Annotated in this window: 26 protein-coding genes; 15 read left to right on the top strand and 11 right to left on the bottom strand. The window is 72.0% G+C overall.

What is annotated here, in order from left to right:
- Positions 1-34: 34 nt before the first annotated feature.
- Genes A4R43_RS03180 through A4R43_RS03160 form a run of 5 tightly spaced genes read left to right on the top strand, consistent with a single transcriptional unit; the run spans position 35 to position 3,908 of the window.
- Positions 35-895: an STAS domain-containing protein gene (locus tag A4R43_RS03180; RefSeq protein ID WP_113690905.1), complete on the top strand. Its 861-nt coding sequence runs from the start codon at positions 35-37 to the stop codon at positions 893-895.
- A gap of 2 nt (positions 896-897) precedes the next feature.
- Positions 898-1,296, top strand: coding sequence for an STAS domain-containing protein (locus A4R43_RS03175; protein WP_113690904.1), 399 nt, complete (start codon positions 898-900; stop codon positions 1,294-1,296).
- On the top strand, positions 1,286-1,720 hold the full coding sequence (locus A4R43_RS03170) for an anti-sigma regulatory factor (protein ID WP_113690903.1): 435 nt from the start codon (positions 1,286-1,288) through the stop codon (positions 1,718-1,720). The genes A4R43_RS03175 and A4R43_RS03170 overlap by 11 nt, the downstream gene beginning before the upstream one ends.
- Positions 1,717-2,724 carry an ATP-binding protein gene (locus tag A4R43_RS03165; RefSeq protein ID WP_113690902.1) on the top strand — a complete coding sequence of 336 codons (1,008 nt, stop codon included), beginning with the start codon at positions 1,717-1,719 and terminating at the stop codon, positions 2,722-2,724. Before A4R43_RS03170 ends, A4R43_RS03165 begins: the two co-directional genes overlap by 4 nt.
- Positions 2,721-3,908 (top strand): PP2C family protein-serine/threonine phosphatase, encoded by a 1,188-nt coding sequence (locus A4R43_RS03160; RefSeq protein ID WP_113690901.1) that lies wholly within the window; start codon positions 2,721-2,723, stop codon positions 3,906-3,908. The genes A4R43_RS03165 and A4R43_RS03160 overlap by 4 nt, the downstream gene beginning before the upstream one ends.
- A gap of 20 nt (positions 3,909-3,928) precedes the next feature.
- On the opposite strand, the gene A4R43_RS03155 is transcribed toward A4R43_RS03160, so the two are convergent.
- Entirely contained in the window at positions 3,929-4,327 is a 399-nt protein-coding gene (locus A4R43_RS03155) for a nuclear transport factor 2 family protein (protein WP_113690900.1), read from the bottom strand.
- Positions 4,328-4,395: 68 nt separating this feature from the next.
- On the opposite strand from A4R43_RS03155, the gene A4R43_RS03150 reads away from it, so the two are divergent.
- Positions 4,396-5,220, top strand: a complete 825-nt coding sequence (locus tag A4R43_RS03150; RefSeq protein WP_113690899.1) for a helix-turn-helix domain-containing protein — start codon at positions 4,396-4,398, stop codon at positions 5,218-5,220.
- Between the two features lie 15 nt (positions 5,221-5,235).
- Here the strand turns inward: A4R43_RS03150 and A4R43_RS03145 are convergent, their stop codons facing one another.
- Both A4R43_RS03145 and A4R43_RS03140 read right to left on the bottom strand, forming a co-directional pair.
- Positions 5,236-5,742 carry a hypothetical protein gene (locus A4R43_RS03145; RefSeq protein ID WP_162788297.1) on the bottom strand — a complete coding sequence of 169 codons (507 nt, stop codon included), beginning with the start codon at positions 5,740-5,742 and terminating at the stop codon, positions 5,236-5,238.
- Between the two features lie 209 nt (positions 5,743-5,951).
- Positions 5,952-6,509, bottom strand: coding sequence for a DUF4232 domain-containing protein (locus A4R43_RS03140; protein WP_236808747.1), 558 nt, complete (start codon positions 6,507-6,509; stop codon positions 5,952-5,954).
- A gap of 115 nt (positions 6,510-6,624) precedes the next feature.
- On the opposite strand from A4R43_RS03140, the gene A4R43_RS03135 reads away from it, so the two are divergent.
- Positions 6,625-8,001: an amidohydrolase family protein gene (locus tag A4R43_RS03135; protein WP_113690897.1), complete on the top strand. Its 1,377-nt coding sequence runs from the start codon at positions 6,625-6,627 to the stop codon at positions 7,999-8,001.
- A gap of 6 nt (positions 8,002-8,007) precedes the next feature.
- On the opposite strand, the gene A4R43_RS03130 is transcribed toward A4R43_RS03135, so the two are convergent.
- Positions 8,008-8,679 carry a TetR/AcrR family transcriptional regulator gene (locus A4R43_RS03130; RefSeq protein ID WP_205215226.1) on the bottom strand — a complete coding sequence of 224 codons (672 nt, stop codon included), beginning with the start codon at positions 8,677-8,679 and terminating at the stop codon, positions 8,008-8,010.
- Positions 8,680-8,794: 115 nt separating this feature from the next.
- Between A4R43_RS03130 and A4R43_RS03125 the strand changes: the two genes are divergently transcribed.
- Positions 8,795-9,754 (top strand): SDR family oxidoreductase, encoded by a 960-nt coding sequence (locus A4R43_RS03125; protein WP_113690895.1) that lies wholly within the window; start codon positions 8,795-8,797, stop codon positions 9,752-9,754.
- On the opposite strand, the gene A4R43_RS03120 is transcribed toward A4R43_RS03125, so the two are convergent.
- Both A4R43_RS03120 and A4R43_RS03115 read right to left on the bottom strand, forming a co-directional pair.
- The gene (locus A4R43_RS03120; protein ID WP_113690894.1) at positions 9,738-10,769 is read right to left on the bottom strand and encodes a nitronate monooxygenase; all 1,032 of its coding nucleotides are present in this window, start codon (positions 10,767-10,769) and stop codon (positions 9,738-9,740) included. The genes A4R43_RS03125 and A4R43_RS03120 overlap by 17 nt on opposite strands.
- Positions 10,770-10,782: 13 nt before the next feature.
- Positions 10,783-11,706, bottom strand: coding sequence for a LysR family transcriptional regulator (locus A4R43_RS03115; protein ID WP_113690893.1), 924 nt, complete (start codon positions 11,704-11,706; stop codon positions 10,783-10,785).
- A 74-nt stretch (positions 11,707-11,780) separates the two neighbouring features.
- On the opposite strand from A4R43_RS03115, the gene A4R43_RS03110 reads away from it, so the two are divergent.
- From A4R43_RS03110 to A4R43_RS03100, 3 genes are all read left to right on the top strand, one after another.
- Positions 11,781-12,800 (top strand): sensor histidine kinase, encoded by a 1,020-nt coding sequence (locus tag A4R43_RS03110; RefSeq protein ID WP_236808745.1) that lies wholly within the window; start codon positions 11,781-11,783, stop codon positions 12,798-12,800.
- Positions 12,801-12,908: 108 nt separating this feature from the next.
- Positions 12,909-13,355 carry a nitroreductase family deazaflavin-dependent oxidoreductase gene (locus tag A4R43_RS03105; protein ID WP_113690891.1) on the top strand — a complete coding sequence of 149 codons (447 nt, stop codon included), beginning with the start codon at positions 12,909-12,911 and terminating at the stop codon, positions 13,353-13,355.
- A gap of 192 nt (positions 13,356-13,547) precedes the next feature.
- Positions 13,548-14,534 carry a TerC/Alx family metal homeostasis membrane protein gene (locus A4R43_RS03100; RefSeq protein WP_113690890.1) on the top strand — a complete coding sequence of 329 codons (987 nt, stop codon included), beginning with the start codon at positions 13,548-13,550 and terminating at the stop codon, positions 14,532-14,534.
- A 105-nt stretch (positions 14,535-14,639) separates the two neighbouring features.
- On the opposite strand, the gene A4R43_RS03095 is transcribed toward A4R43_RS03100, so the two are convergent.
- Positions 14,640-15,545 (bottom strand): alpha/beta hydrolase, encoded by a 906-nt coding sequence (locus tag A4R43_RS03095; RefSeq protein WP_113697309.1) that lies wholly within the window; start codon positions 15,543-15,545, stop codon positions 14,640-14,642.
- A gap of 629 nt (positions 15,546-16,174) precedes the next feature.
- On the opposite strand from A4R43_RS03095, the gene A4R43_RS42550 reads away from it, so the two are divergent.
- Positions 16,175-16,333 (top strand): hypothetical protein, encoded by a 159-nt coding sequence (locus tag A4R43_RS42550; RefSeq protein WP_162788296.1) that lies wholly within the window; start codon positions 16,175-16,177, stop codon positions 16,331-16,333.
- Positions 16,334-16,336: 3 nt separating this feature from the next.
- On the opposite strand, the gene A4R43_RS03090 is transcribed toward A4R43_RS42550, so the two are convergent.
- The gene (locus A4R43_RS03090; protein WP_113690889.1) at positions 16,337-17,245 is read right to left on the bottom strand and encodes a LysR family transcriptional regulator; all 909 of its coding nucleotides are present in this window, start codon (positions 17,243-17,245) and stop codon (positions 16,337-16,339) included.
- A gap of 104 nt (positions 17,246-17,349) precedes the next feature.
- Between A4R43_RS03090 and A4R43_RS03085 the strand changes: the two genes are divergently transcribed.
- Complete coding sequence (locus tag A4R43_RS03085; protein ID WP_113690888.1) at positions 17,350-18,561, top strand: CynX/NimT family MFS transporter; 1,212 nt, start codon at positions 17,350-17,352, stop codon at positions 18,559-18,561.
- 5 nt (positions 18,562-18,566) lie between these two features.
- Entirely contained in the window at positions 18,567-18,731 is a 165-nt protein-coding gene (locus tag A4R43_RS42545; protein ID WP_162788295.1) for a hypothetical protein, read from the top strand.
- Here A4R43_RS42545 and A4R43_RS03080 read toward each other — a convergent pair.
- Complete coding sequence (locus tag A4R43_RS03080; protein ID WP_113690887.1) at positions 18,712-19,104, bottom strand: STAS domain-containing protein; 393 nt, start codon at positions 19,102-19,104, stop codon at positions 18,712-18,714. The genes A4R43_RS42545 and A4R43_RS03080 overlap by 20 nt on opposite strands.
- Positions 19,105-19,151: 47 nt before the next feature.
- Positions 19,152-19,595, bottom strand: a complete 444-nt coding sequence (locus tag A4R43_RS03075) for an ATP-binding protein (RefSeq protein ID WP_113690886.1) — start codon at positions 19,593-19,595, stop codon at positions 19,152-19,154.
- Positions 19,596-19,810: 215 nt separating this feature from the next.
- On the opposite strand from A4R43_RS03075, the gene A4R43_RS03070 reads away from it, so the two are divergent.
- Positions 19,811-20,656 (top strand): DUF6585 family protein, encoded by an 846-nt coding sequence (locus tag A4R43_RS03070; protein ID WP_113690885.1) that lies wholly within the window; start codon positions 19,811-19,813, stop codon positions 20,654-20,656.
- Here A4R43_RS03070 and A4R43_RS03065 read toward each other — a convergent pair.
- Entirely contained in the window at positions 20,634-22,001 is a 1,368-nt protein-coding gene (locus tag A4R43_RS03065; RefSeq protein ID WP_113690884.1) for an MFS transporter, read from the bottom strand. The two genes, A4R43_RS03070 and A4R43_RS03065, sit on opposite strands and share 23 nt — an antisense overlap.
- Positions 22,002-22,020: the final 19 nt, after the last annotated feature.

Here is a 22,020-nt window from a genome sequence, read left to right as displayed (position 1 = left end):
CGGGTTGGCCCCTTGATCCACCTGGAGGGACCCGGTGCCGGGGACGGACGAGACCGCCGTGCGCGAACTGGTGGCCCGGGCGCTGGACACCGGCCGGGGCGCGGTGACCACCGAATGGGTCCGGTGGCAACACGAGCGGTCGCCGCTGCCACTGGCCGACGGTGATCTCCAGCGTGAGGCCACGGACCTGCTCGAAGCGCTGCACGCGGCGCTGGTCTCGCCGCTGCCCGCGGCCCAGATCGCCGACCGCGACGAAGCCGTGCGCGAAGCGCTCATCGCGTTGTCCGAGCGCCGGGTCCGGGCCGGGGCGGCACCCACGGCGACGGCCATGGCCATTCTCGGGCTCAAGCGCGCGGTGCTGGCGGCGGTCGAACGCCACGCCGAGGACCCCGCGCAGTGCTACGCGGCGGCGTTGCTGGTCAACGAGCTGCTCGACGCCGCGGGCGTGCTCACGTTCTCCGTCTACGCCGAGGGCCGCGAGGAGATCATCCGCCACCAGCACAGCCAGATGCTCGAGCTGTCCACCCCGGTGGTCCGGCTGTGGCGGCACGTGCTGGCGGTACCCCTGATCGGCACGCTCGACAGCGCCCGCACCCAGATCGTGATGAACGGCCTGCTCGAAGCCATCCAGGCACACGAGGCCAGGATCGCCATCATCGACATCACCGGCGTGCCCACCGTGGACACCGCGGTGGCGCAGCACCTGCTGCAGACCGCCAGCGCGGTCCGGCTGATGGGCGCCGAATGCGTGATCAGCGGCATCCGGCCGTCCATCGCGCAGACGATCACCCAGCTCGGCATCGACCTGTCGCACATCCTCACCAGGTCGTCGCTGGCCGACGCGCTCGCCGCGGCCCTGCGGATTCTCGGCGACGAACCCGGCAGGGCCGCGTGAGCGTGACCGGCTCGACCGGGCTGCCGCTGCTGCGGCTCGGCGACATCCTGCTCGGCGGCCTGCTGAGCGACCTCGACGACGCGACCGCGTTGCGCTTCACCGACGAGCTGACCACCCGGATCAGCGAGGAACGCATTCGCGGGGTGATCATCGACATCTCCCGGCTGGAGGTCATCGACTCCTTCGTCGCCAGGGTCCTGATGCAGCTCGCGCACACCGGGCGGCTGCTCGGCGCCCGGATGATCGTCGCGGGCATGCGGCCCGCGGTGGCGATCACCCTGTCCGAACTCGGCTTGCAGCTCACCGGGGTGCAGACCGCGCTCAACCCGGAACAGGCCATGGAGCTGCTGGGATGGCGCCGTCCCACCGAGGCCGCCGAAGAGGCGCCTCATGCTTCCTGACGAACTCACCGCCGGCCAGGCACCCGCGGACGACGAGCACCAGGTCCGCGTCGAGGAGGACCTGCTCACCGCGCGGCACGCGGTCCGCGCCAGCGCGGTGAGCGCCGGGTTCTCCATCGTCGACCAGACGAAGATCGTCACCGCGGCCAGCGAGCTGGTGCGCAACGCCTACATCCACGGCGGGGGCGGCACGCTGACCATCACCGTGCTGCGTGACGGCAACCGGATTGGCCTGCGCCTGCGCGTCCGCGACCACGGACCCGGCATCCCGGACGTCGAGCAGGCGATGGCCGACGGGTTCAGCACCGGCGCGGGCCTGGGGCACGGGCTCGGCGGCACGCGGCGCCTGGTGGACGAGTTCCACATCGACACCGCACCCGGCAGCGGGACCGCGGTCACCGTCGTGCGGTGGAACCCGCGATGACGGTCGCGTCGAGCACACCGACGCGGCTGGTGCGGATCGACCACCCCAGCGCCGTCTACGCCGCGACCAGGGCCGCGCGGGCCGCCGCCCGCGACGCGGCGCTGCCGGACGTGCTGGCCGAACGCGCCGCCGTGGTGACCTCCGAGCTGGCGGGCAACCTGGACAAGCACGCCACCGGCGGTTCGGTGTTCGTCCAGCGGTCGCTGACCGGGCACGGCGTCGACGTGCTGACCGCCGACGACGGGCCGGGCATGGCCGACGTGGCGCACTGGCTGGTCGACGGCCACACCACCACCTCGACCCTGGGCAGCGGGCTCGGCGCCGTCGGCCGCATGTCCACCGCGTTCCAGATCCGCTCGGCGCCGGGCACCGGCACGGTCACCGCCGCCAGGGTGCTCGCGCCCGGTACCCCGGCCGGGCTCGCCGGCGCGGTCGGGCACTTCTGCCTGCCCCGCGAAGGTGAGCACCACTCCGGTGACGCCGTCGCGCTCGCCGAGAGCACCGGCAGCCGGACCGTGGTGGTCGCCGACGGCCTCGGCCACGGTGCCGAAGCCGCCGACGCGGCACGTCTCGCGATCGGGGCCTTCGCGGAGAACCCGGATCGCGCGCTGGCCACGCACCTGGCCGGGATGCACCGCGCGCTGCGGGGTACGCGTGGCGCGGCCGTCGCATTGGCGCGCGTGTCAGGTCGCGCCGTCGAGTTCTGCGGTGTCGGCAACGTCAGCGCCACCGTCCTGACCCCGGGACGGCCACCTCAGCTGCTGCTCAGCGTGCCCGGGGTGATCGGGTTCGTGCTGCCGTCCGTGCTGCCCCGCCGCGCCCCGTTGACCGGCGGCGCCGTGGTGGTGCTCCACACCGACGGGCTCGACAACACCTGGCGCACGCCGGTCCCGTCCACCCAGCCCGCCAGCGCGCTGCTGCTCGTCGCGGAACTCGCCCACCGGCACCGCAACCCCCGCGACGACGCGGCCGCGATCGCCCTGCACGCCGACCAGCTCCCGTGAACACCACCGACCTCCGCCAGCTCCGCCGTCGCCTGCGCGAGGCGTGCGGCCAGGCGGGCGTGCCGATCGACGACCGCGCCCGGCTGGTGCTCTCCGCCACCCTGGTCGCCGAACCGGCCATCGCCGCCGGTACCGCGATCGGCCTGCGGACCAGCACCTCTGGCGACGGCCTGTGCACCGTGACCCTCCACTTGGGACGGTCCATTCCCCAGCACCAGCGCAACCTCCTGCCGCTGCTGCCCGACACCGGCGACGACCAGACGCTCACCTGGCACCTGGCCACCGGCGCGCCCCCGGCACCGGTGCCCGGCAGCGACGAGCACGCCACCCGTGAGGAAATGCTCGCGCTCATCGCGCGCGCCGACACGCTGGCGCAACAGCAACGCCAGCTCAAGCACGAACTCGCCGAAACCAACAGCGGCGTGCTCGCCATGTTCATCGAACTCGAGCGACGCGACGAGGAACTCCGCCGCGCCCACGGCGTCATCTTCCGCGAACTCGAAGACGCCCTCCGCCCGCCGCCACCCGTGGTCGCCGGGCTGGAGCTGGCCGTGCACTACTCCCCCGCCGATCCGGACTCCCCCACCGGCGGCGATCTCTACGACTGGTTCACCCTGCCCGGCGGCGACGTCCACATCACCCTCGTCGACGCCGTCGGCCACGGCGTCGCCTCCACCCGCAAGGCCATCACCGTCACGCACGCGATCCGCACCCTCGCGCTGGAAGGGCATCCGTTCGCCGATCTGGTCGCCAGGGCGTCGAACACGCTGACCACCATCGAACCCAAGCTCATGGCGACCGTGCTGCTGGCCAGGATCACGCCGGGCACGGGAGAGGTCCGCGTGGCCAACGGCAGCCACCCGCAGCCGGTGCTGATCACCGCCGCCGGCCACACGCAGCGGCTCGCCGGTCCCGGCCCGGGCCGCGGTGTCGGTTTCCCGCACCCGGGCACACCCGAACTCGCGCACCACACCCTCGACCCCGGCGACACCCTGCTGCTCTACACCGACGGCCTGATCGAAAGCCGCAAGAACTACGACGAAGGCGAAACCCGGCTGCTGGCGCTGGCCCGCGCGCACGCCCGCCGCCCCACCACGGGCATCCCGCGGGAACTGACCACCCAGATGCACGACGTCGTGCTGCACATCGACGACACCGTCGTCATCGCCATCCGGAAGTCCTGAACCCGGTCACCACCCGCGCTTCATCCGCACTTGAGTCCACGAGGGGTGTCGGCGTATTCGCGGACCCGGTGCACCAGCCCGTTCCGGAACTCGACGACAAAGCAGTAGTCGTTGAGGTAGCGGTTGCCGTCGGGCAGGGTGGCCGTCAGCTCGGCTTCCACGACCACGTGCTCACCAGCCGAATGGACACCGTTGAAGGTGACACCGACATCGCGCACGAACAACCGCGGTAACTCGTCGGCGAAGAACTGGACGATCGCCGCGCGGCCTTTCATGTGGTTGGTTGCTTCGAGTGCGACGGCAACGGCGTTGCCAGGCGGTGAAAACCATTCCGAGTCCTCGGTGAGCACCGCCGCGATCCGGTCCGCGTCACGGCTGGCCAGTGCCTCGAAGAAGGGCTGGATGTTGTGGTGGCTCATGGCATCCACTGTCCCGGCGGGCGGTGCCGGCGTCTTGGACGAATGTTCCGTCCGGCTACTCTGGACAGATGTTCGCGCCGGAAGCCGAGGCGGTGGCCAGGTGGCGGGTCGCGCGGCCGTCGCGGCCCGGCCGGTTGCCCGGCGTCCGCATGGCCGGGTTCCGCGACCGCGGCGCGGGCCCGGTCGACGTGCGGGTCGTGCCCCACCCGGCGGTCACCCTGGCGCTCGGGTTCGGCGACGGCCCGCTCGTGGTCGACGCCGCCACCGGCAGGCAGCGGCAGGGCAGCCTGGTCACCGGGTTCATGCACGGCGCGGTGCGGGTGCGCGGCGAGCGGGTCGAATGCGTGCAGGTGCGCCTGTCGCCGGTGACCGCGCACGCGGTGCTGGGCGTGTCCCCGGCGGAACTGGACCACGTGGCGGTGACGCTCGACGACCTGTGGGGCCGGGGCGCGGCGCGGGTGCGGGAGCAACTGGCCGGGGCCCGGTCGTGGCCGGACCGGTTCGCACTGGCGGAAGCGCTGCTCACCCGGCGGCTGGAAACGGCGAAGACGGCGGTGGAACGCGAGGTGGCGTGGGCGTGGCACCGGATCGCGCGCACCCGCGGCCGGGTCCGGATCGACGAGCTGGCGGTCGAACTCGGGTGGAGCCGCAAGCGACTGTGGTCCCGGTTCCGGACCCAGATCGGCCTCGCGCCCAAGCGGGCGGCGAGGCTGGTGCGCTTCGACCACGCCGCCCACCGCCTGGCCGCGGGCGAGGACCCGGCCGGGGTGGCGGTGGGCAGCGGTTACGTCGACCAGCCGCACCTGCACCGGGACGTAGTGGCCTTCACCGGCGTGACCCCGGCGGTGCTGGCCGGGCGGACCTGGCTGGCCGTGGACCACCTCGCGTGGTGACCGGGCGAGGTCCGCTCAGCAGTTGACCTCGACCATGCTCACCTTCGTCTGCCGCGCACCGTCGACGTTGACCGCGGCATTGGCCGTGACGTAGGTGGCTCCCGGCTTGATGGAGCACACCACGGACAACGTCGCCGCGGTTCCGTAACAGGCGGCCGCGTACTCCGACGAAAGCCCGCTGTTGTAACAACCGTCGTCACGAATCTGCTTCGACGTGCTCGGCCCGGCCCACATGTTGATGACCGGGGCCGAGAGCTGAATTCCCAGATTGGTGTCGTTTTTGACCACCATCACCGCCTTGTACACCGGCTGCGTCCCGTTGTGGGAATTGATCACGCAGGCGTCGACGTAGGGGCCGGTATTGCAGTGCCAATTGCCGGGGTAGGTGTCGCCGGGCCCGCGCGGATCGGGTGACCAACTCCGCTGCGCTGCCGAAGCGGACGGGGCCAGCAGGCACAACGCGGTCAGTGAACCGGCGAACAGCGCGGCCGCGAAACGACCGGCCATGGTTCTGTTTCTCATGATCGCACTCCATTTCCGTTGCTGAAAAAGCGCGCGCCAGAACACGCGGAATCGCGAAACCACCCAGTGGTGTGATCAATTCTCCGAAACGGCGGGCCTCCCCCGGCCCGCCGCTCGGAACTCCCCTCCGGCGCAGGCCGACGTTACCGCCGGTCCGAGATCAAGTAAACGTTTACCCGAGAATTGCCCGCCGGATTACGCGCATCGGGTCAGGGGCGCGCGGCCCAGGCGTTCACCGCCAGCCGTCCGGTGGTGCCGAGGTCCACGCCACCACGTGGGGTGACCACCTGCGCCGGTTCCCCGGCGGCCGGCGCGATTTCCAGGTGCTCGCCGTGCTTGGCCAGCACCGCCGGGTCGGTCACCGTGTTGCGCCACAGCAACCGCGCCGTCACCTGACCGCCGGGGCCCAGCGTCCCCGGCTGGGGCACCACGTCGTAGCTGTCCGGCGCGCTGACCGGAGCCGAGCCGTTGCCGACCACGATGCCGAGCGGCTGCCCGTTCGCGTCCAGCACCCGGACCACCGGATAACCGTTCGCGGTGTAGTCGCGCGTACCGCAGTTGGTCAGCACCAGGCCGAGCGCCCGCAGGCCCGAAGCGCCCTCCACCTCACCGGCGGTGATCTTCACGCCGGACTCCGGGCAGACCGGGGCCGGGGCGGCCGACGACGGCACCGGCACCGGCGGCGGGGGCACCACCGCGGGACTGGAGCAGGCGCCGAGCGCCACGCCCACCCCGACCAGCATGCCGAGGCGAATCACCGAGTTCACCCGATCGAGCTTTCCAGTGCCGATCCCGTGACGATCAACCGGCCTTGCCCCGGCGCCCGCCGCGGCGAAGAATGCCGGGCACCTTCCACCTCGATCGGACCTGGGGGTTCTACCGATGTGCCATCTTCACGCGAGACCGTCCGCACCCACCGGCGCCCGCACGCTCGGCCGCCGCGCGCTCCTGGCCGGGGCGGGCGGCGCGCTGGCCGCCACCGCGCTGGCCCCGATCGCCGCCGCCGCACCGCCGCGCACCTGGGCGATCACCGGCGCGACGGTGTTCGACGGCAGCCGGACGCTGCCGGAAGCCACCGTGCTGATCACCGGCGACCGGATCGTCCAGGTCGGCAGGCACGTCCCGGTCCCGCCGGGCGCCGAGGTGGTCGACGGCCGCGGCCGGTTCGTCATGCCCGGCCTGATCGACGCGCACCAGCACCTCGGCGGCAGCACCGCCGCCGAGCGGGCCGCGAACCTGTCCAAGCTGCTGGCTTTCGGCTACACCACGGTGTTCGACCCGTTCGGCTCACTGGCCGACTTCGCCGTGCTCAAGGCGCATTCGGCGGCACCCGACGCGCCGTCGCCGCGGTACCTGGGCACCGGCCCCATGCTCGGCAGCCCCGGCGGCTGGGGTGACTTCGATATGCCGGAAACCACCGTGGTGGTCACCGGCCCCGACCACGCCTTCGAGGTGGTCGACGGGCTCGCCGCCGCGGGCGTGGACGCCATCAAGGCCGCCAACGACGACTGGTTCTGGGGCCGCAGCCCGCTGCTCAAGACCATGCCGATCGACACGCAGGAGGCGATCGTGCGCGCCGCGCGCCGGCGCGGTCTCAAGGTGTTCTTCCACGCCCCGGCGAAGCGGCTCGCCGCCCAGGCGCTCGAAGCCGGTGCCGCCGGCCTGCTGCACGGGGTGCTCGACGAGCCGGTCGACCGCGACTTCCTCCGGCTGCTGGGCCGGACCGGCGCCTCCTACGTGAGCACCATGATGATCTTCGAGGTGTTCGGGGACGTCGTCGGCACGGTCGGCAGGCAGCAGGCCTACGACCGCCGGGGCCTGGTGCCCGCCGCGACCTACGACAACCTGCGCGGCCCGGAGGCCATCGCGGCGATCGAGTCCACAGTGGACCCGGCAGCCATGCGCGCGCACCTGGTGCACCTGCGTGCCAACGCCGAGCCGGTGGCGCGCAGCGGCGCCAACGTCACGTTCGGCACCGACGGCGGTTCGTTCGGCGAGGCGCTGGGCATCGCCGGTCATCTCGAGCTGGTGCTGAACGGCGAAGCCGGACTCAGCCCGCGCGAGGTGCTCAGCGGCGCCACGCTCGGCGCGGCCCGGATGCTCGGACGCCACGATCGGGGTTGCCTGGCCCCCGGCAAGCTGGCCGACCTGGTGCTCCTGTCGGCCGATCCGCTGGCGGACCTGACCAATCTGCACTTCGTCGACCAGGTGGTGCGGGGCGGCCGCCTGTTCCAGGCCGCCGACCTGCGGGCCGCCTGACGAACCTCAGTCCGCGTGGTTCCGGCCGAGCAGGCCGTCCACCACCAGGTCCGCGAGCTGCCGCGCGGTGCGTTCCTGGCTTTCCCTGGTCACCGGCTCGGCCCGGCCGAGCCGGTGCGCCAGCGGCAGTTGCACCAGCCCGGCGACCGGGCTGATCACGGCGAAGAACAGCACGTCGATCGGCACCGCCGGCATCCGGCCCGCCGCCATGAGCCGGTCGACCGCGGGCACCAGTGGGCCGAGCGTCGGCGCCACGTAGTGCTCGTACAGGTAGTCGAGCCGCTCGGACTCGCGGCCGAACTCGTCGGCCAGCAGGCGGCCGAGCAGCGGCGCCTCGACGGCGGCCCGGTAGAAGTGCGTGATCATCGCGCGCACCCGCTCGGTGTCGTCCATCTCGGCTTCGAGCAGCCGCTGCCGTTCGCGCTGGTCGGGTTCGAGGATCGCGTCCACCACGGCCCGCCAGAAATTGGCCTTGGACCCGTAGCGGTCGTTGATGAAGTTGTGGCTGACGCCGAGGCGCCGAGCGAGTTCCCGCGCCGAAGTCCGGTCGTACCCGAGTTCGGCGAAGGCTTCCATGCCGCGCCGGAGGATCTCCGCCTCGGCGGGCACGGGCGGTGCGCCCGCGCCGGGGCGCCCCGGTCCCCGCGCCGCGCCGGTCACCGGCTCCTTCCCCACCATGCGGCTCATTCTCCCCATGGCCCGCACCTCCGCCCCAGCCGGGTGACAAAACTTGACAGATGTCAGAATACGCTTAATCTGACAGTTGTCAGGCAGTCGGCAGAAGGAAAAGGCCATGGCGAAGACCACGCCGGACATCCCGGTGCCCGACCTCACCGGCAAGCTCGCGGTGGTCACCGGCGCGAGCGACGGCGTCGGCCTGGGGCTGGCGACCCGGCTCGCCGCGGCGGGCGCCGAGGTGATCATGCCGGTCCGCAACCCGCGCAAGGGCGAGGCGGCGCTGGCGAAGATCCGCGAGCGGCACCCCGGCGCCCGGCTCTCCCTGCGAGACCTCGATCTGTCCTCTTTGGACTCCGTGGCCGCACTGGCCGAGCGGCTCACCGGCGAAGGACGGCCGATCCACCTGCTGGTGAACAACGCCGGGGTGATGACCCCGCCCGCCCGGCAGACCACAAAGGACGGTTTCGAGCTGCAGTTCGGCACCAACCACCTCGGGCACTTCGCGCTGGTGGCCCGGCTGCTGCCGCTGCTGCGCGAGGGGCGGGCGCGCGTCACCTCGCAGATCAGCATCGCCGCCGACCAGCACGGCATCAACTGGGACGATCTGCAGTGGGAGCGGAAGTACCACGGCAACCAGGCCTACAGCCAGTCGAAGATCGCGTTCGGCCTGTTCGGCCTCGAACTCGACCGGCGCAGCCGTGACGGCGGCTGGGGCATCACGAGCAATCTGTCCCACCCCGGGGTGACACCGACGAACTTGCTGGCCGCGCGCCCGGAGGTCGGCCGCGAGCGCGACACCGCGCTGGTGCGGGTCATCCGCGCGCTGTCCGCACGCGGCATCCTGTTCGGCAAGGTGGAAACGGCGCTGCTGCCCGCGCTCCACGCGGCCACCTCACCCGCTGCCGAAGGCGGTCGTCTCTACGGGCCCAGCGGTTTCCGGCACCTCGCGGGTCCCCCGGCTGAGCAGAAGCTGTACTCACGCCTGCGCGGCACGGAGGACGCGCGCCGGATCTGGGCGGTGTCCGAAGAACTCGTCGGCTTCCCCTTCCCAGCCCGGGTCAAAGACGCGCGCTGAGACGGCGAAGAATATCCGCGGCCGGTTCGGCGGTCGCATCGGGATAACCCGTGCCCGCCCACAGGTGGAGCCGGTCCGCGTCACCGGCCGCCGCGGCGGCCTTGCGCAGTGGGCTGGTCAGGTGGTGCAGCGCCGGATAGCCCGCGGGCGCCGTCGCGGTGAAACGGTCGGTGAAAGCGTTCCGCAGCGCCCGCGCGGGACGGCCGGTGAAGGCGCGAGTCAGCACCGTCTGCCCAGGCCCGGCCTGGCCGAGCGCCGCGCGATGCGTTGCCGAGGCACCACTTTCGCCCGCGAGCAGCAGCACCGTGCCCACCATCACCGCTACCGCACCAGCGTGCAGCACGTCGGCGACGTCGCCGCCGCGCGTGAGACCACCGGCGGCGACGATCGGCAGCCGCGTCACCCCCGCCACCTCGCGCACCAGGTCCGCCAGCGGTTTTTCCACCGGCAGGCGGTCCGGGCTCAGCGTGCCGGAATGCCCGCCCGCGGCCGCGCCCTGCACCACCAGGAGATCCACCCCGGCGGCGGTGGCCTGCTCGGCTTCGGCGGCGGTGGTGACGGTCTGCCCGGTCACCGTGCCGGCCGCCCGCAGCGCGCGGATCACGGCACGGTCCGGAAGGCCGAAGGTGAACGTGGCCAGCGGCACCGGATCCGCCAGCAGCAGGTCGACCTTGTCGCGCCAGGCGTCGTCGTCCTCGGTGACCGGGATGCCGGTGAGGTCGACGCCGAGCCGGTCCGCTTCGGGCTGGAGCGCGTTCCGGTAGCGGTCGTATTCGCCGGGATCGACCGGGACCGGGTTCGGCGCGAACAGGTTCACCCCGAACGGCACCCCGGCCGCCCGCACCTCGCCGAGCTGCGCGGCCAGTGCCTCGGCGGACTTGTAGCCGCCCGCCAGCACCCCGGCGCCACCGGCTTCGGCGGCGGCGATCACCAGACGCGGCGTGGTCGGACCACCAGCCATGGGCGCGGCGAGCACCGGGATGGACAGCCCCAGCGCGGAAATCGTGTCGGCCACCGGTTCTCGCTCCTCACGGGTCGTTCGTCGCCACCGACCCTAGGAATCCCGTGCCGCCGTGGGAAATGCCGCTCGCGTCAGATCCATGCGCGCCACGCATGGAACGGGCACACTCGCCGAACCGCCGCAGCAGCGGGTCGCTGGTGCGGCGCGTCGGCCACAGCAGTCGGAGCGCGACCCGCGGCGCGTCCCGCAGGGGCAGGTAAGTCACGCGGGCGTGGGTGTGTGCCCGCGCGGCCGAGAGGGTGGTGGACCCGATGCCACGACCGGCGGCGATGATCGCCAGCCACTCGTCGTAACTCCCGCATTCGACCACCTGCGACGGCTGGTTCCCCGGTGGCCAGAGGTGCGGGCTCGTCGCGCCGCTGACCGTGTTGACCACCACGGGGTGCGCGGGCAGCTCCGCCCAGTCCAGCTCGCCGCGGGCCGCCAGCTCCGAATCCGTGGACACCGCGGCCAGCCGGTCCTCTTCGAACAACACCGTGCCGGAAATGCCGGAGGCGTGGACCTCCCCGCGCACCAGAGCGGCGTCGACCTCACCCGAGTGCAACACGGCCACGATGTCGTCGCGCCGCAGCAGGGTCGCCCGCGCGCCGGTGGCTGTTTCGAACGCGGTCAGCAGGTCGCTGGCCCACGGATCGGGCAGCGCCCACTGGAAGCCGATCCGCAGTCCCGCGTGGCCACCGGCCGCGGCCAGCGCGGCGTCGAGGTCACGCAGCACCCCGCGCAGCCGTCCGAGCAGCTCACCGCCCGCTTCGGTGGGTTCGACGCCCTGCGGGCCGCGCTCCAGCAACCGCGTCCCGACCGCCGCTTCGAGCTGCTGGATCGTCCGGCTCAGCGCCGGTTGCGTGATCAGCAGGTCACGGCTCGCGGCCGTGACCGAACCGCGCGTCGCGACGGCGACGAACGCCCGCAGGTGCCGCAGCTCCACCTCCATGCCGGGAGCCTAGCCAGCCATGCCCGGCAGGCATGGCGAGACGAGGCACGCGTCACCGTTTAGAACGGGCACCCATGCGGGTATTCGCGCACATGGATGCCGACCCCTCCAGACCTGCCGGGGTCACCAGGCTGGACTGGCACGGTCCCCTCGACGGTGACGCCTTCACCCACCCCGCCCTGTTCTACCGCGACCACACCGACTACCTCGCCGCCACCGTGCCGTTCGTCCGGGCCGGGCTGGACAACGGCGAACCGGTCGCCGTCGCCGTGCCCGGCCCCAACCTCACGGCGCTCAAAGACGCCGTGCACGACGACGGCGTGCTGTGGCTGGACATGACCGAAGCAGGCCGCAACCCCGGCCGCATCATTCCCGGCGTGCTGCGCGCCTTCGCCGACCAGCACCCCGGCCGCCGCGCCCGCATCATCGGCGAACCCATCTGGGCCGGTCGCAGCGACGACGAATACCCCGCCTGCGCGCAACACGAAGCCCTGATCAACGCCGCCTTCCGCGGCCGGGACGCCACCATCCTCTGCCCCTACGACAGCAGCCGCCTCAGCGAAACCGCCCTCGCCGACGCCACCGCCACCCACCCGCTGCTCGTCGAAGGCGACCGCTGGTGGACCAGCCCGCACTACGCGCCCGGCCAGATCGTGGACACCTACAACCAGCCGCTCCCCCAACCCGGCGAAGTGGCGACGTATCCCGCCACCTGGTTCACCCCGCACACGCTCACCGACATCCGCCAGTGGGCCGTCGGCCACGCCGCCCGCGCCGGCCTGTCCCCCGACCGGCAGGACGACGTCGCGATCGTGGTCAGCGAACTGGCCACCAACTGCATCGATCACGGTGACACCACCGGCGCGCTGGCGGGCTGGACCACCGCGGACAGCCTGGTGTTCCAGACCAGCAACCACACCCCGAGCGGGCGCCTCGACCCACTCGCCGGCCGACTCCCCGCCCCCGACCACCAGCGCCGGGGACGCGGCCTGCTGATGGTCAACGAACTCGCCGACCTCGTCCGCACCCACACCGACGGCACCCAGGTGACCTTCCGCGTCCACTTCACGCTGCCGGAGGCTCAGGCGCGCTGACGTCTCGGGAACCACGCGAAAAAAAATCCCGAAGCCCGTGTCGAGAACGTCGTGACGGCTCCGACCCAGGGGTGTCACACACCAGCCAGCCCGGAAAGGACCGCCACCATGGCCGTCGCCGCTGATCTCGACCGCGCCACCGACTCGCAGTGGGACTGGGTTGCCGAGCACACCCGCCGGTACCTGGCCTCCGGCGGTACCGAGGGCCACGAATCCGACGGCGTGCACACGCTCGTGCTCGCCACCACCGGCCGCCGCACCGGGCTGCCCCGCCGCACCTGCCTGATCTACGGCACCTCCGGCGACGACCTCGTGGTGGTCGCGTCCAAGGGCGGCGCCGACGATCACCCGGCCTGGTTCACCAATCTCCAGGCGGACCCGTCCGTCGGCGTGCAGGCGGGCACCCGCCGGTTCACCGCCCGCGCCCGCGTCGCCACGCGCGCCGAGCGCGCATCGCTCTGGACCCAGATGGCCGGGATTTTCCCGCTGTACAACGAATACGCCGAGAAGACCACCCGCGAGATCCCGGTCGTCGTGCTCACCCCGGAGCGCTGAAAGCGGACCACGTCCGGGTGACCCCGCTTTACCTGTTGTCTGTTTTGTCCGATACTCGGGGCTTGAGGGGAGTACTTCCCACAGGCTCTGGCCGGTCAGTACGGACACTGACGGCGGTGTCCCCGGCAGGGCGCCCGGTACCCGGGTGAAGGAGACCTCGAACGCCGACCGTGTTCGAGGAGGCCTCCGCCCATGTTCGCCCAATCCGCCGCACCCTCATCATCGATCGGTTCGCCGTGGTTGTGGGCGCTCAGCATCGCCGTCCTGCTGGCCCTGCTGCTGACCGACTTCCTGGTCACCCGGCGCCCCCACGAGGTGTCCCTGCGTGAAGCCGTCGGCTGGTCGGTGTTCTACCTGACCCTGCCGGCGGTTTTCGCGCTGTGGCTGTGGCCCACCTTCGGCGGGACGCAGGCGCTGGAGTTCGCCACCGGGTTCGTCGTCGAGAAGTCCCTGTCGGTGGACAACCTTTTTGTCTTCATGCTCCTGCTGTCCGCGTTCGCCGTGCCGGCCGAGGTCCAGCAACGGGTGCTGCTCTACGGCATCACCGGCGCGCTGGTGCTGCGCGGCATCTTCATCGCCGCGGGCGCCGCGCTGCTGCAGGCGGGCACGTGGGCGTTCCTGGTGTTCGGCGCGATCCTGTTCCTGTCGGCGGTCAAGATCCTGCACGAAGCCGTCACCGGCGCCGGGATGAACCGGGACGTGTCGCGAATGCGCTCGGTTCGCCTGCTGCGCAAGCTGATGCCGGTCACCGACGACTACCGCGGCACCCGGCTGACCGTGCACGAGCGGGGCCGGCGCGCGCTGACCCCGCTGGCCGTGGTGGTCGTGGCCGTCTTCGCCACCGACGTGGTTTTCGCCGTCGACTCCGTGCCCGCGGTCTACGGCATCACCGAGGATCCCTACCTGGTGTTCACCACGAACGCCTTCGCGCTGCTCGGCCTGCGCGCGCTGTATTTCGTGCTGCACAACGCGCTCGCCAAGCTGGTGCACCTCAACCACGGGCTCGCGCTTATCCTCGCCTTCATCGGGGTCAAGCTCGTGCTGCACTGGGCACACGGCATCTGGCCGTCCGTGCCCGCCATTCCCACTCCGATCTCGCTCGTGGTCATCGTGCTGATCCTGGCCACCGTCACGCTGACCAGCCTGCGCTCCCGCAAACGCACCGAAACCCGGAGCTGACCATGCTCGCCACCCTGATCGACGCCGTGCTCATCGCCCTGCTCCTCCTCGCCGCGCTGATCACCGCGGCCGTGCTCATCGACGCACGCCCACCGCGCTGACCCGCTACCCGGCCAGCTCCCGGCGCAGCGCCGTCAAGGCCTGCGCCAGCTGGGTGATGCCGGGTTCTTCCACCGGATAGTGACCGCAGCCGCCGAGCAGCACCCGCGTGGTCGGTGCCTGGATGCGGTCGAGGAAGCGGAGGCTGAGTTCGGCCGGGGTCCACCGGTCCTCGGCGGGATGCACCAGCGTGACCGGTGCCGCGTCGAAGGTTTCCGGTGCGGTGGGCCGGAAAGCGAGGAAGCTGGCGAGGAACCCGATCGGCACGCGGGTGCCGCCACCGCGGGGATCGGTGGCGCACAAGCGGGACAGCGCGGGGTTGTTGCTCATGTTGTTCATGTCGACGAGCCAGCGGATGGGCAGCAGCCGCTCGCTCGCAACGCGGTCGAGCGCGCCGAGAAGGGCGGGCGCGAACCGGCCGGTGGCGCTGAAGCGGGCGGCGGCGCGGCGGGCAGCCGGCGCGGAAGGATCAAGCAGGCAGGTCGCGACGACGGCGTCGACCTGGCGGGTGCGGGCCGCGACCTCGTAGGCGAGCATGCCGCCCATGCTGGCGCCGAGCAGCACCAGCGGGCGGTCGTCAGCGCGGCGTTCGGCGGTGACGAGGTCGCACAGCAGGTCGAGCCAGGTCTCGTAGCGGACGCGGCCGGGGTGCGGTTCGACGGTGTCGCCGTAGAGCGGCAGGTCGGGCGCCAGCACTTCGGCCGCCGCACCGGCGGCGATCCCGGCGAAGGGCCACAACGCGCCGGAGTACCCGCCCGCGCCGTGAATGACGAGCACGCGCACCGGCGCATCGGGATCGGTGGCACGCGCGATGTGCACGCGGCGCCCACGCCAGTCCCACCAGGTCGGCCGCGACGGCACTCGCGTGCGGTGGTGGGGCGGCAGGAAGCGCGCGTAGTCCTTGCTGGTCACCGGAATATCGTCGCCGTCGGCGAGGCCGGTGGGCAACTCGCGTTCGGCCGGACCGCGCGAAGCGCTTCCCAGCAGCGCGGACGGCCCCGGCTCCGGTCGGCTACTCGCATTTCCGCGCGGAACTGTCCGTTGTGGACGGTATCCGTGTCACCTTGCTGTCACCCCGGCCCGGCTGTGCGATCCGTTCCCCATACTGCTGGGCATGCGCACCGCACCCGGGCTGCTCCCCGCCCTCGCCGTCGGTCAAGCACGACCGGCTGCCCGGCCAGGGCGAGTCCCCGGAGACCGGCAGGCGGGCCTCGCGGCCTTCTACTCGCCGGACCAGTTGCTGTCCCGGTTGCTGAACCCGTTCCCCTGCACGGAAAAGGGCAAATGCAGCCGGGTGAACGGCTTCGACACCTCCTGCGCTCTCAACGCCGCCGCGACCCGCGCGGTGCGCGAGGCCGGAGGTGATCCGCAGCAGGTTTCCGGCCGTCTCGCGGTGGTCAAGCGCGCGGACGGCTCACTGGAGCTGCTGACCCTGTTTCCTCGCCAACGGCAAGGCGATCGACACCAACGGGGACACCTACACCAGCCTCGACGAGTTCCGCGCGAACAACGACCTGCTCAGCTCGGACGACGTGACCCTGGTGGCGCGAGACCTCACCCGGCTCTCCGGCGAGAACGAGGCCGTCACCGTGTACGGCAGCAAACCGTGGACGGACTGGCCCTGGCTGCTCGGCGGCGGGGGCGCGCTGCTGCTTGCCGTCCTCGTCCTGGTGGCGAGGCGGAAACTGCCGTCCGACTGACCGTCAGACGGTGAGCAGCGTGGGTGCCAGGCGTTCCAGTTCTTCGAGTGCGGCGGCGACCGCGGGGCTGGACCGGCCGCCGCGCCGGGTGACGGTGAGGATCTTGCGCCGCGGCTCGCCGATGCTGGGCAGCCGGACCACCTCGGCGTTCGCCGGGATCGGGGCCAGCCTGGGCACCAGCGCCACGCCGAGCCCGTGCGCGACCAGCGAAATGGTGGCGTTCCAGTTCATCGAGTCGTGTGCGGCATTCGGGGTGAAGCCCGCCGCACCGCAGGCGGCCAGCACGTGGGTCCGGCAGGTGCACGTCGCGCTGGGCACGATCCACGGCTCGTCCGCGACCTCGGCGAGATCGACCCTGTCCCGGCCGGCGAGCCGGTGACCGGCGGCTACCACCAGGTCGAACGGGTCGTCCAGCAGCGGCTGCTGATCGAACCGGGTCCGGTCGCGCGGCGGCTCGTCCGGCTTGGCCTCCACGATGGCCAGGTCGGCGTCGCCGTCGAAGAGCAGGTCGAAGCATTCGGCGGCCTCGGCCTCGGTGATCCGCGGGGTGAGCCGCGAATGACGCGCGACGAGCGCGGCGGCGGCCGGGGCGAGCAACGCGGTCACCGCACCCGGGAAACCGGCCAGGCGCAGCAGCCCGGCGGGCTGGTCACCGTCGGCGCGCAGGTCCAGCTCGGCCAGTTCCCAGCGTGCCTGGATCTCCTCGGCGTGCGCCAGCAGCCGTTGTGCCGCCGGGGTGAGCCGCACCCGGCGGCCCTGCGGTTCGAGCAGCACCACGCCGATCTCCCGGCCGAGCTGCCGGATCTGCTGTGACGCCGCCGACGGGGTGAAGTGCAGGGCCTTGGCCGCCGCGGTGACCGTGCCGTAGTGGTCCACGGCCCGCAGCACGTGGAGCCGGCGCAGGTCGATCATGTAGCCGATTCTTAACGGTGATCTCCGGAAACGCAACCTGGACCTGTGGGGATCATCGTCGCAAGCTCGTCTCTGACGGCACCACCACGCAGGACGAAGGCGAGATGACCTCCACACCCCCGATCACCAGGTTCACCGCGCTCTGGACCCTCGGCAGCCTGGTGCTGCTCGCGCTCAACCTGCGAGCCGCCATCACCGGCGTCCCGCCGATCCTCGGTGATCTCGCGCTCAGCGACACCGAGACCAGCGTGCTCACCACCCTGCCGATGCTGTGCCTCGGCGTGTTCTCCGCACTCGCCCCGGCGCTCGCCCGGCGGTTCGGCACCGAGACGGCCATCGCCGGCGCGCTGCTGGTGCTCACGCTCGGCGTGCTGCTGCGCGTGCTCCCGGCCAAGCCCGCGTTGTTCACCGGGACCGTGCTGGCCGGAGCCGGGATCGCCACGGGCAACGTGCTGCTGCCCGCGGTGGTCAAGCGGGTGTTCCCCGGTCGCGTGGGCTCGCTCACCGGGCTGTCGATGATGCTGATGTCGGTCAGCGGTGCCGCCGCGGCCGGGCTGGCCGTCCCGCTGGAGCAGCTGGCGGGCTGGCAGCTTTCCTTGGCGGCGTGGGCTTTTCCGGCGGTGGTCGCCGCCGTGGCGTGGAGCCTGCTCGCGGCTCGCGCGCGGAATCGGCCGCCCGCGGGCGAAAGCACCGAGAGCGCGGGCTCGCTGCTGCGTTCCCCGCTGGCGTGGTCGGTGACGGTTTTCATGGGCCTGGCGTCGCTGATGTTCTACACGCTGATTTCCTGGCTGCCCCAGCTCATGCGCGAGCACGGCTTCACGCCCGCCACCGCCGGAATGATGAACTCGGTGATCGTCACCATCGGGATCCCACTCGGTTTCGGCGTGCCGGTGCTCGCCGCCCGGCTGCGTGACCAGCGGCCGCTCGTGCTCGGGATGGTGACCGGCCTGGTGCTCGGGCTCGGTGGCCTGCTCGTGGCGCCCCAGGCGGGCTGGCTGTGGGTCACCATCTTCGGGCTGACCACCGGCAGCGCGTTCCCGCTCGCCCTGACCCTGCTCAACCTCCGCTCCCCCACCGCCGCCGTCACCGCACGGCTTTCCGGCATGGCCCAGTCCGGCGGCTACCTCATCGCCGCGACCGGCCCGCTCGCCTTCGGCCTGCTGCACAGCGTCACCGGCGGCTGGCAGGCGCCGATCTGGCTGCTGCTCCTGCTCGCTGTGCCGCAGCTCGGGTGCGGCCTGCTGGCCGCACGTCCCGGCTTCATCCGGCCGGAGACCCCGAAGCAACCCGTCCATTCTGGCAACCACAAGGAGTGACACCGATGTTGCTGTTGATCATGATCGCCGAAATCGCCGCGCTGCTCACCCTGGGCTACCAGCTCGCCGCGTGGGCACAGGGAACGCCGCGTGTGCGTGACTGGTCGCTGCCTTCCCCGTACCCACGCCACTTCCGGCCGGAACGCGACCTCACCGTTCGCCGGCGTTGATCGCCTCGTCGACGGTGTGGAAGAGGGTCAGTTCCTCGTCCAGCCCGGTGATCTGCAGTGGCCTGATCACGCGGCGGTTCGCGTCGACCACGATGGGCAGCCGCCGCTGCCGCCGGTCCGCGTAGGCGGCCAGGTTCAGCAGGGTCGTCAGGCCGGTCGCCCCGAGAAAGGTGACCTCGGTCAGGTCCAGGACACACGGACCGTGATCGATGCGGGCGGTCACCGCCGCCGTCAGCGACGGCGCTGTCTCCAGATCGATCTCACCACCGACCGCGAGCACCAGGGTGCTGCCCACCGTCCGGAAGCCCACGTCCAGCTTCGGCGGCGCGACGGCGCCCGGCGGGCGCGCTTCGTGCACGGAAACGGGTTGCATGTCACGGCCTCCAAATACCACCGAGCCCACCGAGCCCACCGGCTCGATCAGTTCGGCGCGATGGTCAGGTGCCTGGCGTGACCGGTGCCGTCCACGCCGTCGAGGGCCAGCTCGGCCCACACGGTCTTGTGGCCCGGATAGCGCTCCACGCCCCACGCCGACGCCAGCCGGTTGACCATGCGCAGGCCGCGCCCACCGGTCCGGTCCGGGGTGCGCATCTTCGGCTGGCCGGGGCCCGCGTCGTCGACCTCGATCCGCAGCCGCCCCTCTCCGGTCAGCACCAGGCGGCAGGCCCGCGGTGCCTTCCCGTGCTGATGTGCGTTGCTGACCAGCTCGTCGGCGACCAGGACGGCGTCGTCGACCTCCAGCCCGTCCCGTCCGGCCAGCACTTCACGCACCAGGCCACGCACGTGCCTGAGCGGTACTTCGTCGAGATCGCACCGGGTTTCCTGGGGGTCCCCCCTGGCCGTGTCCCGCGATTCCATCGCCATCTGGCCCACCACCCTCGCCGTCTGCGGCCGCCTGTTTGCGGCAACGCGTCGCGTCAGGGTTACCCACCACCCGGCAGGAGTAAACCGCGCCTGGGAATCCGCGCTGGTCCTGGCCACCGGCCAGCAATGGCCGCTAGGTGCCCTTCTCCGGTCCGGCGCGCGCTGACAGCTTCGGTCTCGACAGCACACCAAGACCGCCGCGAGGAGCCAGCTCGATGTCCGAGCACCACGAGTCCGTCGACCAAGCCGCCCAGCGCCTGCGCCTGGGCGAGCGCCAGTCCGTCTTCCGTCCCGTCTCGATGCCGAAGCGGCGCTCGCTCGCCGGGCTCATCCCCGCGCTGGTGCTGTTCGCGTTCGTGCTGGTCCTGTTCGGCAGCGCGGGCCTGCTGACCAGCTTCATCGGCATCGGCGTGAGCGCGTTGTTCGTGCTCATGATCGGCGCCGCCGTGGCGGGCATCACGATGACCACCAGGGAAGCCCGCGGTGACCAGGAAATGCACGTGTTCGACCACGGCGTGGTCATCCGCGGGCCGAAGGGGCGGGTGCTGCCCTACCGGTTCGACGAGACCAGGCTGATCCGGCACGGGGTCAAGCCGGCGGGCAGCTCGGACCGGTTCGCCCGGTGGTCCTACGGCCTGCTCAACCCGGTCACCCCGCCGGTGCTGATGGGCCAGGGCGTCGCCATCGGCGCGGTGTGGCGCAACGCCGGTGACGTCGATCTCACCAACCTGCTGCGCGTGGCCCAGTTCGAGCGGATCGACGTCTGGGGTCCCGCGCTCGAAGACGCCATCACCCGCGCCCACCTGCCCAGGACGCTCCAGGAGCTGTCGGCCGGTCGCGAGGTCGCCTTCGGCCCCGCGACCGCCCTGCCCCACGGCCTGGCCATCGACGGCAAAGTGCTGCCGTGGGGCGACATCTCCGCCCTCCGCATCGAAGGCGGGTTCCTGCGCGTGAAGGTGAAGGGCCGGTTCTTCACGTCCTCGGTGAAGGCCAACGACGTGCCCAACTTCCTCGTGCTGGCGGCCGTGGTCAACCACTTCAGCGCGGTGCCGCTGGAGTGACCCGGCCCAGCAGCAGCGCGAGGCCGAGGAGCACCGCCACGCCGATCGCCGCGACCACGGTGAGGCCGGCGGTGAACCCGTGTCCACGTTGGACAAAGGTGCCGATGCTGCCGAGCACCGCCACGCCCAGCGCCAGCCCGAACTCCACGCTGGTTTCCGACAGCGCCGACGCCGCCCCGGCCCGGTCCGGCGGCGCGGCGCCGACCACGAGGTCCGTGCTCAGCGCCATCACCGGCCCCAGCCCGAGATAGATCAGCACCAGCCCGGCGACCAGCGGCGCGATCCCGGAAGCCACGGCCATGGCCAGGAACCCCAGCGCCGCGACCACCAGCGACCACGCGAGCAACCGGGGCACCCTGCGTGCGAGCGCGGGTGCCGCCACCGAGGTCAGGACCATCGCGACGGCGGAGGGCACCAGCCACAGCCCGGCCTCGATCGGGGAAAGCCCGGACACCTGCTGGAGGTAGAGCGCGGCGAACAGGTAGACCCCGGCCACGCAGGCGAGCGCGGCGAGCAGCACCAGCAGCGCGTTCCGGAACGGCCGCGCGGTGAACAGCGCGAGGTCGATCAGCGGCCGCCGCAGCCCTCGTTGCCGTCGCAGGAACACCGCACCGGCACCCGCACCGGCCAGCAGAGCGAGCACGCCCGGCAGCAACGATCCGCCCTCGGCGACGTGCTTGATGCCGTAGACCACCGGCAGCACGGTCACCAGCGACAGCGCCACGCTGGCCAGGTCCAGCCGTCCTGGCTCGGGGTCGCGGTGTTCCGGCAGCAGGATCGGGCCGGTGACCAGCAGCAGGACCATCACCGGCACGGCGAGCAGGAACACCGAGCCCCACCAGAACCATTCGAGCAGCAGCCCGCCGGCCACCGGGCCGAGCGCCACCCCGGCGGACAGCCCGGCCGACCACAGCCCGATCGCGATCCCGCGTTGCCGCGGATCGGCGAACATGCTCCCGATCAGGGCGAGCGTGGACGGCATCAGCGTGGCTCCCGCGACACCGAGCAGGCCGCGGGCGACGATGAGCAGCTCGGCCGACGGCGCGTAGGCCGCCAGCACGGACACCCCCAGGAAGGCGGCCGCGCCGACCAGCAGCAGGCGGCGACGGCCGATGCGGTCGCCCAGCGTGCCCATGGTGACCAGGAACCCGGCGACCAGGAAGCCGTAGGCGTCGGAGATCCACAGCAGCTGGCCGGGGCTGGGCGCCAGGTCCGCGGCGAGGCTGGGCAGCGCCAGGTAGAGCACGGTGGCGTCCATGGACAGCAGCGCGGTCGGCAGCACCAGCACGGCGAGGCCGAGCCAGGCACGCGGCCCGGCGGAGATTTCGACTTGTCGATCGGACATGCCGCGACGCTAAAGTCTC

The sequence above is a fragment of the Amycolatopsis albispora genome, assembly GCF_003312875.1.
GTDB lineage: Bacteria > Actinomycetota > Actinomycetes > Mycobacteriales > Pseudonocardiaceae > Amycolatopsis > Amycolatopsis albispora.
Note: the sequence above shows the minus strand (reverse complement) of the source record. Positions and strands in the feature narration are given on the sequence as shown.